Consider the following 11,169-nt stretch of genomic DNA (forward strand, 5'->3'; position numbering starts at 1 on the left):
CGACCCCCTGGCTCCCGCTCCGCGACGGCCACGAACCGCGTCCCGCCCCTGACCGGGCTGCCGTGCGCCGGGGGCGTCCCGCCCCTGACCGGGCTGCCGTGCGCCGTGGGCGTCCCGCCCCTGACCGGGCTGCCGTGCGCCGGGGGCGTCCCGCCCCTGACCGGGCTGCCGTGCGCCGGGGGCGCCCCGCCCCAGACCGGGCTGCCGTGCCCCCTGGACGGTCCCGCCCCCGACCCCGCTGTGCCCCATACACCCCCGCCCCCGACCGGTCGGGCCGTCGTGCCGGTACGCCCGGTGCCTGCCCCGCCTGCCCTGCCCCGCCGTACGCCCCGTCCCCGCCGCCCGCGGGTCCGCTGCCGCCCGCGGTGGCGGTCCCCCCGAACGCCGGGGTCACGGCGTCAGGGTCGTCGCGATCGACGCGATCGCCTCCGGGCCCACCCGGCAGCAGCCGCCGATCAGGCGGGCCCCGGCGGCGCGCCAGCCGAGGACCTGGTCCGGGGTGAAGGTGGTGCGGCCCCGCCAGGCGCGGGCCTCGGCGTCCCAGGCCTCGCCGCTGTTGGGGTAGACGATCACCGGCTTGCCCGTCACCCGCGCCGCGGTCTCCACGGCGGCGTCGACGTCGTGCGGGGCGCAGCAGTTGACGCCCACCGCGATGATCTCGTCCACGTCGGCGGCCGGCGCGAAGGCGTCCTCCAGCGGCTGCCCGGCCCGGGTGCGGGTGCCGTCCACGGTGTACGACAGCCAGGCCGGCACCCCCAGCCCGCGCACCGCCCGCAGCAGGGCCGCCGCCTCGTCGGCGTCGGGGACCGTCTCCAGCGCCAGCACATCGGGCCCGGCCGCGGCCAGTGTCTCCAGCCGCGGCCGGTGGAAACGTTCCAGCGCGTCGACGCTCAGCCCGTAGCGGCCCCGGTACTCGGAGCCGTCCGCGAGCATCGCCCCGTAGGGGCCGGCCGACGCGGCCACCCACAGCGGCCGGGTCACACCCCGGTCGCGGGCCCGCGCCGCGGCCCGGCGGGCCAGCTCCACGCTCAGCGCGAGCAGCCGGGCCGCCTCCTCGCGGTCGATGCCGCGCTTCGCGAACCCCTCGAAGGTGGCCTGGTAGCTGGCGGTGATGGCGACGTCCGCGCCCGCCTCGAAGTAGGCCAGGTGCGCCTCGGTGACCGCCTCGGGCCGCTCGGCGAGCAGCCGTGCGGACCACAGCTCGTCGCTCAGGTCGTGCCCGGCGGACTCGAGCTGGTTGGACATGCCGCCGTCGAGGACGACGGTGGTGGAGGCGAGGGCCTCGGCGAGGGGGAAGGCGCTGGTCATGCCGTCGACGGTAGTCGAGCCGGGGCCGGCCGCCCCCGCCCGAGTGTGTCCACCTCGTGAACGGATCGACCCGGACGCGGGAGTGCCGCCTCCGTCGGACCCGTTGACCTCCCAGCGGTACGCCCTTACCTTTTCGGCGTTCGGAATGACAGATGGTGTTCGGCATATCGCACGACGCTCAAGTTCGTCCCCCCCCGACCGCCAAACTCATCCCCACGACCGTCAAGCTCGTCCCCCACGACGCGTCCCCCCCACGAGAGGCAGTCCGTATGAGCCGCGAGCACGTCCTGCCCCACGACCCCAGCCGGCGAATGCTGTTCAAGGGAGCCGCGGCCGCCGGCGCCCTGGCCGCGGTGCCCGGCGTCGCCCAGGCGGCCGCGCCCGCCGCGTCCCCCGAGGCGGCCCCGTACGTGAACCCCCTGGTCCGCAACCGCGCCGACCCGCACATCAACCGGCACACCGACGGCTTCTACTACTTCACGGCCACCGCCCCCGAGTACGACCGGATCGTCCTGCGCCGCTCCCGCACCCTCAACGGCCTGTCCGCGGCGGCCGAGTCGGTCATCTGGCGGGCGCATCCCACCGGTGACATGGGCGCGCACATCTGGGCGCCGGAACTGCACCGCGTGGACGGCAAGTGGTACGTCTACTTCGCCGCCGCGCCCGCCGAGGACGTGTGGCGCATCCGCATCTGGGTCCTGGAGAACGCCCACCCCGACCCCTTCAAGGGCACCTGGGTGGAGCGGGGGCAGATCAGGACGGCCTGGGAGACCTTCTCGCTGGACGCCACCACCTTCACCCACCGCGGCACCCGCTACCTCGCCTGGGCCCAGCACGAGCCCGGCATGGACAACAACACCGCCGTCTGGCTGTCGAGGATGGCGAACCCGTGGACCCTGACCGGCCCGCAGATACGCCTCACGACACCCGAGTACGACTGGGAGTGCGTCGGCTTCAAGGTGAACGAGGGCCCGTACGTCCTGCAGCGCAACGGGCGCGTCTTCCTGACCTACTCCGCGAGCGCCACCGACCACCACTACTGCGTCGGCCTGCTGACCGCCGACGCCCGCAGCGACCTGATGAACCCGGCGAGCTGGTCGAAGTCCCCGACGCCCGTCTTCACCAGCAACGACACCACCCGGCAGTACGGCCCCGGCCACAACTGCTTCACCGTCGCCGAGGACGGCCGCACCGACGTCCTCGTCTACCACGCCCGCCAGTACAAGGAGATCACCGGCGATCCGCTGAACGACCCCAACCGCCACACGCGCGTGCAGAGGCTCGGCTGGAAGCCGGACGGCACCCCCGACTTCGGCGTCCCGGTCGCCGACACACCGGCACGGGCGGAGGACTGAGATGAGACGTGCGTACGCGCTCCTCCTCACCCTCTGTCTCACCCTGCTCGGCACCCTCGCCACGGCGGGTCCCGCCCAGGCGGCACCGCAGACCGTCGCCAACGGCACCCAGTTCACCGACACCTCGGGCAACCCGGTGCACGCCCACGGCGGCGGGATCATCAAGGCGGGCTCGTACTACTACTGGTTCGGTGAGCACCGCAACGCCGACAACACCTTCCGCTACGTCGACGCCTACCGCTCCACCGACCTGAGGAACTGGGAGTTCAGGAACCACGTCCTGACCCAGGCCACCCACCCCGAACTGGCCGTCGCCAACATCGAGCGGCCGAAGGTGATGTACAACGCGGCCACCGGCACGTTCGTGATGTGGATGCACAAGGAGAACGGCAGCGACTACGGCGAGGCCCGTGCCGCCGTCGCCGTCTCCGACACCGTCGACGGGAACTACACCTGGCGGGGCAGCTTCCGCCCGCTCGGGCAGCACATGTCCCGCGACATCACGGTCTTCACCGACACCGACGGCACCGGCTACATGGTCTCCGCCGCCCGCGAGAACTACGACCTGCACATCTACCGGCTCACCGCCGACTACACCGGCGTCGCGAGCCTGGTCGCCAACCCGTGGCCGGGCGGCCACCGCGAGGCGCCCGCCCTGTTCAAGCGCAACGGCGTCTACTTCATGCTGACCTCCGGCGCGACCGGCTGGAACCCCAACCAGCAGCGGTACGCCACCGCGACCAGCCTCGCCGGCCCCTGGTCGGCCATGGCCGACGTGGGCGACGCGACCGGCTACGGCTCCCAGACCGCGTACGTCCTGCCGGTGCAGGGTGCCTCGGCCACCTCCTACCTCTACCTCGGCGACCGCTGGGGCAACTCCTTCGGCGGCACGGTCAACGACTCGCGCTACGTCTGGCTGCCGCTGGCCTTCCCGACCGCGACCACCCTGTCGATGTCCTGGACCCCGGAGGTCACCGTCGACACGGCCGCCGGGACGGTCACCGGCACCAGCGCCGCGTACCCCACGCTCATCGCCCGGCACTCCGGCCGGTGCGCGGACGTCACCGGCCAGTCGCAGTGGGCGGGCGCCCAGCTCAAGCAGTACGACTGCAACGGCGGCGGCAACCAGAGGTTCTGGTTCAAGCCCCTCGGCGGCGGCCACCACCAGCTGGTGGCCCGGCACAGCTCCCTGTGCCTGCGGGAGAACGCGAGCACGGTGACGCAGGAGAGGTGCGACACCTCGTCGGCCGCCCAGCAGTGGTCGCTCACCACCACCGGCTCCTACGTCACCGTCACCTCCCGCGCCACGGGCGAGTGCCTGGACGTGAACGGCGCGTCCACCGCCGACTCCGCCGCGATCATCACGTACACCTGCAACGGCGGCGCCAACCAGCAGTGGAGCCGCGGCACCTGACGGGGCCGTCCGCTCCGGGTGAGCCGGGTCGGGCGGGATCCCGGAAAGGGCTAGAAAGCGCTTGCTGGACGCGGTACGGTCCCCGCCGGACCACGTCGTCGTGATCGAGGAGCGGGAATGAGACGTTTCGGTACGGCCGCGCTGGTGGCGGTCACCCTGGGGACCGCGCTGTCCGCCCTGCCCGCGCATGCCGACAGCGGACCCGGCGGCGGGCCGCGCCCGCTCGGCATCGAGCACTGCGCCGCCGGCACCTGCCACTTCGACGTCCCGCCCGGCACCTACGACGTGACGGTCGTCCTCGGCGGCGAGACCGCGTCCAGCACCCGCGTCACCGGCGAGACCCGGCGCGCCCTGCTCCCCGAGACCGCCGTCCCCGCCGGTGAACGCGTCGCCCGCAGCTTCACGGTCGACGTCCGCACCCCCGAGGGCGAGCCGACCGGCCCGGCCGGCAGTGCGGGCCTGGACCTCGTCATCGGCGGCCCGGCCCCCGCGCTCGCCGCCATCCGCGTCACCCCGGCCGCCCGCGCCCGCCAGATCTTCCTGATCGGCGACTCCACGGTCTGCGACCAGCCCGGCGACCCCTACGCCGGCTGGGGCCAGCAGCTCCCGCAGTACCTCCGCAAGGGCCTGTCCGTCGCCAACCACGCCGACTCCGGCGAGAGCACGGTCACCTACCGGCAGGACCCCCGGCTGTGGGCCGCCGTCCAGCCGCGCGTCCGCCCCGGCGACCTGGTCCTCGTCCAGCTCGCCCACAACGACAAGACGACCGACGGCCCCACCTACCGCGCCAACCTCGAAGCCCTGGTGGACGGCGTCCGCGCCGCGGGCGGCCGGCCCGTCCTCGTCACCCCTGTCGTCCGCCGCTGGTTCAGCCCCGACGGCACCCTGAACAACCCCACCGCCCTCCTGGTCAACGGCCTCGGCGTCGACCACCCGGCGGTCGTCCGCACCCTCGCCGCCGAGCGCGACGTCCCGCTGATCGACCTCACGGCGAAGACGAAGGCCGTGGTGGAGGCCCTGGGGACCGAGGCGTCCAAGTCCCTGTACCTCTACGACGAGAAGCGCGACAACACGCACACCTCCGTGCACGGCGCCACGGTCTTCGCGGGACTGGTCCGCGACGAACTCGTCGCCCGGCACCTGGTGCCGCGGGGCCTGGTCCGCACCGGATGAGCCCAGTAAACCTCGGGGCCGCTCCTACACCCCCGTCGTGATCTCGATCGGCTCCGGGCTCTGGAGGGCCCGCAGGGAGAACCGCCACAACGGGCCCTCGTACGTGCTCGATGCCGCCGCTGCGCCGCGTGGAGGCCGCGGCCACCGCGCGCGGTGTGACGGGTGGATCGGCCGTGACATCGACCTCCCGCAGGCTCCCCGTCTGGTCGCTGTTGCCGGTGTACGCCTTGCCCCTCCCGTCCAGGGCCACTGCCGAGGTGGACGTCCCCAGGCCCTCGGCCAGGTTCCTCGGGCTCTCGTCGGTCCGCGGGCCGACCTCGTACAGCAGCCCGTTCACGGTCGTGACGTACGCCTTCTCCCGCGACGGGTCCACCGCGACGTCCGGGGAACTCCCCATCCCGCCGACGACCAGGACCGCGCCCGCGGTGCGGCCGCGCGAAGCGGCAGTCGCCGGGACGAACCACGGGGAGGGGTGCGCGGAAGCAGGAAGGCGCATCGGTGACCACTCGGGTGGTCATCCGATTGCCGGGATAACCTCGTGCCCGGGGACGTCGGATGCCGGGGGACGCCGCGGGTGTCCGCTGTGAGGAGGCTGATGGTGCTCAGTCGGGGCGCGGGGTTGCTGGTGGGGGCCTTGGCCGTGGCCTGCTTGGTGCTCTTCGGCCGGAGCGCGCCGAGTGATCAGCCCGCCCGGTCCCTGCCCGCGGAGGCGGTCCGGGACGTGGTGGCGAACCGGGTCATGACGTGGAACATCTGCAACCCCTGCGAGGAGAGCGACCTCGACCGGGCGGCGGAGATAGCGACGTACGCGCCGCAGGTCGTCGGCTTGCAGGAAGCGTGTGTGCGGGACGTCGAGCGGATCAGGGACCACCTGGAGACGCACTACGGGCTCGTCTACCACGTGGAGTACGGGGCGGTCCTGCGGAACTGGGGCCGGTGCGGAGGAGTGCCGTGGCGGCCCGGGGAGTACGGCCAGGCCGTGCTGTCGGCGGCCCCCATGACCGACGTGGTCGACGAGGAGTACCCCGACGGCGGGTCGGAGGACCGGGGGTACATGGCGGTCACGACCACGGTGGGCGGCCAGTCCGTCCGGGTCTTCAACACCCACCTCGCCGAACGGCGCCAGGAGGCGGTGCGGGCGGAGCAGGCCGGCGTGCTCGCCGCGGAGGTCGCCCGGCACGACCGCGCGATCGTCCTCGGGGACTTCAACGCCGTACCGGGCGCCCCCGAACTGGACGACCTGTGGGCACTGGCCGAGGACGCGGACCCGCAGTGCCACCCCACGGACCTCGGCGACTGCGAGGTCACCACCGACTGGCACAGCAAGTTCGACTACGTCTTCCTGCGCGGCATCGTCCCGCTCGAACACCGGGTGCGGCCCAGCCGGTTCTCGGACCACCACATGCTGTACACCGACCTGCGCACCGGCCGGGAGCACCGCGCCGCGTGACCGCGCCGCTCGTCACGGCCGAGGAACGAGGACCCATGCAGCTGCCGCCCGAGGACCGCACCCGCAGCCCGTACACCGGCTGCACCCGCGCCCACTGGGAGGCGGCGGCCGACCGCCTGCTCGCCGCGGTCGAGCCGTACGCCACCGGGGACCGGGCCCTCTACCACCTGCCGGGCGACCGGGTCAGCTGGTCGGGCCGGCTCTCCGACGGCCTGGAGGGATACGCCCGTACGTTCCTGCTGGCCGCCTTCCGCCGGGACGAGACCGCGTTGCAGCGCTACGCCGACGGGCTCGCGGCCGGCACGGCGGGCGTCTGGCCGAGGATCGAGAGCCGCACGCAGCCGCTGGTGGAGGCGGCGTCGATCGCGCTCGCGCTGCGGCTGACCCGGCCGCTGCTGTGGGACCGGCTGGACGAGCCGGTGCGGCAGCGCGCGGCGGACTGGCTCACGGACGCGCTCGACGCGCAGGCGTGGCCGTGCAACTGGGAGTTGTTCCCGGTGACCGTCGGCGGGTTCCTCCAGGAGATCGGCCACGAGACGGCGGCGTCCCGGGCGGCGATCGACCGCGGCCTGGACCGGATCGAGACGTGGTACCTCGGCGACGGCTGGTACACGGACGGCGACGGCCGGAAGTTCGACTACTACAACGGCTGGGCGATGCACCTGTATCCGGTGCTGCACGCGTGGCTGGCCGGCGACCGCGCTTCGCTCACCCGGTACGGCGGGCGGTTGTCGCGGCACCTCACCGACTACGCCCGCCTCTTCGGAGCCGACGGCGCCCCCGTCCACCAGGGCCGCTCCCTCACCTACCGCTTCGCCACCACGGCGCCCCTCTGGCTCGGCGCCCTGACCGGCCACACGCCGCTCCCGCCCGGAGAGACCCGCCGGCTCGCCTCCGGCGCGCTGCGGTACTTCCTCGACCGGGGCGCGGTCGACGAGCGCGGACTGCTCACCCTCGGCTGGCACGGCCCCGACCCGTCCGTCCTCCAGGGCTACTCCGGCCCCGCCTCCCCCTACTGGGCGAGCAAGGGCTTCCTCGGCCTGCTCCTCCCGCCCGGCCACCCCGTCTGGACGGCCCGCGAGGAGCCGGGACCGGCCGAACGCGAGGACGCCGTCACCCCCCTCGGGCCGCCCAACTGGCTGCTCCAGTCGACCCGTTCGGACGGCGTCGTCCGCCTCCACAACCACGGCAGCGAGGACGTCCGCTACGACCCGCACTACACCCGCCTCGGCTACTCCACCGTGACCCGCCCCGACCCGTCGTACGACAACAGCGTGATCGTCGGCGGCGACGCGAGCCGCACCGGCATCGTGCCGCTGGGCGTGGGCGACGGCTGGGCCGCCTCGCGGCACACGGCGGGCGGCGAAGCCCGCGTCACCAGCGTCGTCCTCGCGCACGGCGCCACCGAGGTGCGGGCGCACCTGGTGACGGGCGCCGCCCCGGGCACGCCGGTCCGGATCACCGGCTGGCCGGCGGGGGACGGCCCGCGCGCCGAACTGCTCCCCGCGCTCGGCCTCTCCGACACCCTCACGGGCGTCACCGCCGACGGCCCCACCCTCTTCGTCGCCCTCGCCCGCCTCACCGCCGAACCCCACCCCGCTCCGCTGCCCACGACCGTCACCGTCCGCACGGCCGGCGACCCGCACACACTGGAGATCCACTGGACCGACGGCACCGCAGCACGGGTCCGCCTGACCCCCGAGGAAGCCGACGTCACCCCGCTCTGAGCCCGCGACCACACGGCCCCGTCCCGTGGACCCGGCCGCGCGCACGGTTCGGTGGGGACCGAACGGAGCGGGGCCTAGCGTGCTCCCATGAACGCCTTCGCCGAGCTTCACCGCGCCGGAGAACCGCTTCTCCTGCCCACCGCCTGGGATCACGCCTCGGCGCGCCTGTTCGCCGCGCAGGGGTTTCCCGCCATCGGTACCACGAGCCTCGGCGTCGCGGCGGGTGCCGGGCTGCCGGACGGGGCGGCCGCGACGCGCGACGAGACGATGCGCCTGGCCCTCGCTCTCGGCGCGGAGCCGTTCCTGCTGTCCGTGGACGCGGAGGGCGGGTTCGGCGACGACCCCGACGAGGTGGCGCAGGCGGCTCGGGAGCTGGCCGTCGTGGGCGTCGCCGGGATCAATCTGGAGGACGGCCTCGGGCCGGCGCGGCGGCACGCGGAGAAGATCGCGGCGGTGAAGGCGGCGGCGCCCGGGCTGTTCGTCAACGCCCGCACGGACACGTACTGGCTGGGCGACGGGGAGGGCACCCGGCGCCGCCTGGAGATGTACCGGCAGGCCGGCGCCGACGGTCTGTTCGTGCCCGGCCTCACCGACCCGGCCGAGATCGCCGCCCTGGTACGGGACTTCGACGGCACGCCCCTCAACGTGTCCTACGCGCCCGGCGGGCCGGGCGTGACCCGCCTCACCGACCTCGGGGTGCGCCGGATCAGTCTGGGTTCGCTGCTGTACCGGCGGGCGCTCGGCGCGGCCGTGGACGCGCTCGCGGACATCCGCGCGGGACGGCGGCCCGGCGGGTTCGTGCCGTCGTACGAGGAGGTGCGGGCGCTGAGCGATCAGCGTGGGGCCGAGGACTCGAAGATCTCCGTGAGCCGGTCGGCGAACGCGACCGGGTGCTCCAGCGCTCCGAGGTGACCGCCGGGCAGCTCGGCGAACCCGCCGCCGGCGCGCCTGGCGAGGGACGCGGCGGTGCGGTGCAGCAGTCCGCCGCGTGAGGTCTCGCCCGCCGCCAGGGTGAGCCGGGGCCCGGAGGACGAGGCCGCCGTCAGGCCGGGGACGTAGGAGGTGAACGGGACCAGGACGTGTGCGAGGAACAGGGCCTGCGGGCTCGACCGTTCCTCGGCGGGGGAGAGGGGGCGGCCGTCCGGCACGGCGTCCGGTGCCCGCTCCTCCAGGACGGCCGTGAGCCGGGCCGCGGCCGCCGCCGGGCCCGCGGCGCGGTAGGTGTCGTACACCTCCCGGAACGCCGCCCGCCGCCGCGCCCCGTCGGGCAGGACGGCCACGCACGGCGGCTCGTGGGCGACGACGTGCCGCAGCCGCCGCGGATGCCGGGCGAGCAGGTCGAGTGCGGCGACGGCACCGGAGCTGGTGCCGAGGACGTACGCCGCCTCGCCGTCGGGGAGCACCGCGTCCAGGACCTCCCGGGCGCCGTCGCTCCACGCCTCCACCCGCTGGTCCTGGACGGGCCGGCCGAGCCGTCCGTGGGCGAGGCCGAGCGGGTCGTACGTCACCACCGTGAAGCGTTCGGCGAGCCGCCCGGTCAGCGGGCCCAGGCCCATCGGGTGCCCGGCGCCGCCGGGCAGGACGAGCAGGACGGGCCCCTCGCCGCGGACGTCGTGGTCACTCACGGGGCTCGTCGCCCTCCTCGCGGGGCCAGTGGGTCAGGGCCGTGTGCAGGGCGTCGACCGCCCGGTCCCAGGACGCGTTCACCTCGCGGGGGGCGCCGAAGCCTCCGGCGGCCTCCAGGACGCAGTAGCCGTGGAAGGTGGCGCGCAGCAGGCGGACGGCGTCGGTCAGGTCGGGTTCCTCGAGGCCGTAGGCGCGCAGCATGCCGTAGGTGATCTCGGCGGTGCGGCGCAGCGCGGGGGAGTCGGCGACGAGGGACTGGTCGATGCGGATCTGCGTGGCCGCGTACCGGCCGGGGTGCTCCCGCGCGTACGCCCGGTAGGCGTCGGCGAACGCGGTCAGCGCGTCCTTGCCGGCCCGGCCGGCGACGGCCGCCGCGATGCGGTCGATCAGCTCGCCGCCGGCCCGCAGGGCCATCCGGGCGCGCAGGTCCCGGAGGTTCCTGACGTGGGAGTACAGGCTGGCGTCCTTCACCCCGAAGCGGCGCGCCAGCGCGGACAGGGTCACGTTCTCGAACCCGGTCTCGTCGGCGAGTTCGACCGCGGCCGCGACGAGGCGGTCCGCGGTGAGACCGGCGCGGGGCATACGACCTCCCTGCCTAGGGCTTCTAGGCAACAGCCTAGGGAAGGAAGGCGGCCCGCCGCCACAAGGCGAGCCGGAGGACGCTGCGAGCCGTGGGGCGAGCGGCCGTGTCCGGGACTCCTCACGCTCATCCCCGAGTCGTTCAACATTCATCTTCCGCCGTGATCCTCCTCACGCGGCGCACCAGCGCACCGCGGAAGGCGGCCGCGAGAAGGCAGCGGCATCGAGGAGGCACACCCATGGGCCACGCCCACCACCACGGTCACAGCCACGGCCACGGGCATCACCACCATCACCACGACCACCCGCACGACAACGCCGCGGCCCTGCCCGCCGCCTTCGACACCTCCGTGCCCGACGAGGCCCTGACCCCCGAGCAGCGGTCCCGCCGCTCACTGCTGCGCCGCGCCGGACTGCTCGGCGCGGGCCTGGCCGCCGCGAGCGTGCTCACCCCGCAGGCGGCGCCCGCGTCCGCCGCGTCCGGCGGCCGCCGGCGCGACGGCTTCCTCTGGCTCGCGGGCGACCACCACATCCACA

The 11,169-nt window shown here is 74.5% G+C and carries 9 protein-coding genes and 1 pseudogene; 7 read left to right on the top strand and 3 right to left on the bottom strand.

Annotation, left to right across the window (positions count from 1 at the left end; genetic code table 11):
- Positions 1 to 390 precede the first annotated feature (390 nt).
- Positions 391 to 1,308: a homocysteine S-methyltransferase gene (gene mmuM / locus G7Z13_RS27675; RefSeq protein ID WP_166002941.1), complete on the bottom strand. Its 918-nt coding sequence runs from the start codon at positions 1,306 to 1,308 to the stop codon at positions 391 to 393.
- Between the two features lie 269 nt (positions 1,309 to 1,577).
- Here mmuM and G7Z13_RS27680 point away from each other — a divergent pair, with 269 nt between their 5' ends.
- From G7Z13_RS27680 to G7Z13_RS27705, 6 genes are all read left to right on the top strand, one after another.
- Entirely contained in the window at positions 1,578 to 2,663 is a 1,086-nt protein-coding gene (locus G7Z13_RS27680; RefSeq protein ID WP_166002942.1) for a glycoside hydrolase family 43 protein, read from the top strand.
- A gap of 1 nt (position 2,664) precedes the next feature.
- The gene (locus G7Z13_RS27685; RefSeq protein ID WP_166002943.1) at positions 2,665 to 4,077 is read left to right on the top strand and encodes an RICIN domain-containing protein; all 1,413 of its coding nucleotides are present in this window, start codon (positions 2,665 to 2,667) and stop codon (positions 4,075 to 4,077) included.
- Between the two features lie 117 nt (positions 4,078 to 4,194).
- Positions 4,195 to 5,250, top strand: a complete 1,056-nt coding sequence (locus G7Z13_RS27690; protein WP_166002944.1) for a rhamnogalacturonan acetylesterase — start codon at positions 4,195 to 4,197, stop codon at positions 5,248 to 5,250.
- A 595-nt stretch (positions 5,251 to 5,845) separates the two neighbouring features.
- Complete coding sequence (locus G7Z13_RS27695) at positions 5,846 to 6,700, top strand: endonuclease/exonuclease/phosphatase family protein (protein WP_166002945.1); 855 nt, start codon at positions 5,846 to 5,848, stop codon at positions 6,698 to 6,700.
- Between the two features lie 35 nt (positions 6,701 to 6,735).
- The gene (locus G7Z13_RS27700) at positions 6,736 to 8,427 is read left to right on the top strand and encodes a DUF2264 domain-containing protein (protein ID WP_166005343.1); all 1,692 of its coding nucleotides are present in this window, start codon (positions 6,736 to 6,738) and stop codon (positions 8,425 to 8,427) included.
- An 87-nt stretch (positions 8,428 to 8,514) separates the two neighbouring features.
- Positions 8,515 to 9,339 carry an isocitrate lyase/phosphoenolpyruvate mutase family protein gene (locus G7Z13_RS27705; protein ID WP_166002946.1) on the top strand — a complete coding sequence of 275 codons (825 nt, stop codon included), beginning with the start codon at positions 8,515 to 8,517 and terminating at the stop codon, positions 9,337 to 9,339.
- Here the strand turns inward: G7Z13_RS27705 and G7Z13_RS27710 are convergent.
- Complete coding sequence (locus G7Z13_RS27710) at positions 9,261 to 10,052, bottom strand: alpha/beta fold hydrolase (RefSeq protein ID WP_166002947.1); 792 nt, start codon at positions 10,050 to 10,052, stop codon at positions 9,261 to 9,263. The genes G7Z13_RS27705 and G7Z13_RS27710 overlap by 79 nt on opposite strands.
- Positions 10,045 to 10,635, bottom strand: a complete 591-nt coding sequence (locus tag G7Z13_RS27715) for a TetR-like C-terminal domain-containing protein (protein ID WP_166002948.1) — start codon at positions 10,633 to 10,635, stop codon at positions 10,045 to 10,047. Before G7Z13_RS27715 ends, G7Z13_RS27710 begins: the two co-directional genes overlap by 8 nt.
- Before the next feature lie 236 nt (positions 10,636 to 10,871).
- On the opposite strand from G7Z13_RS27715, the pseudogene G7Z13_RS27720 reads away from it, so the two are divergent.
- Positions 10,872 to 11,169 (top strand): annotated as a pseudogene (locus tag G7Z13_RS27720) (histidinol-phosphatase); the annotation flags it as partial.

The organism is Streptomyces sp. JB150 (genome assembly GCF_011193355.1).
GTDB lineage: Bacteria > Actinomycetota > Actinomycetes > Streptomycetales > Streptomycetaceae > Streptomyces.

Bases quoted from the DNA above. Each gene is read 5' to 3' on its own strand.
- G7Z13_RS27715 (WP_166002948.1), bottom strand. From the start codon at position 10,635: ATGCCCCGCGCCGGTCTCACCGCGGACCGCCTCGTCGCGGCCGCGGTC.
- G7Z13_RS27700 (WP_166005343.1), top strand. From the start codon at position 6,736: ATGCAGCTGCCGCCCGAGGACCGCACCCGCAGCCCGTACACCGGCTGC.
- G7Z13_RS27685 (WP_166002943.1), top strand. From the start codon at position 2,665: ATGAGACGTGCGTACGCGCTCCTCCTCACCCTCTGTCTCACCCTGCTC.
- G7Z13_RS27690 (WP_166002944.1), top strand. From the start codon at position 4,195: ATGAGACGTTTCGGTACGGCCGCGCTGGTGGCGGTCACCCTGGGGACC.
- G7Z13_RS27705 (WP_166002946.1), top strand. From the start codon at position 8,515: ATGAACGCCTTCGCCGAGCTTCACCGCGCCGGAGAACCGCTTCTCCTG.
- G7Z13_RS27695 (WP_166002945.1), top strand. From the start codon at position 5,846: ATGGTGCTCAGTCGGGGCGCGGGGTTGCTGGTGGGGGCCTTGGCCGTG.
- mmuM (WP_166002941.1), bottom strand. From the start codon at position 1,308: ATGACCAGCGCCTTCCCCCTCGCCGAGGCCCTCGCCTCCACCACCGTC.
- G7Z13_RS27680 (WP_166002942.1), top strand. From the start codon at position 1,578: ATGAGCCGCGAGCACGTCCTGCCCCACGACCCCAGCCGGCGAATGCTG.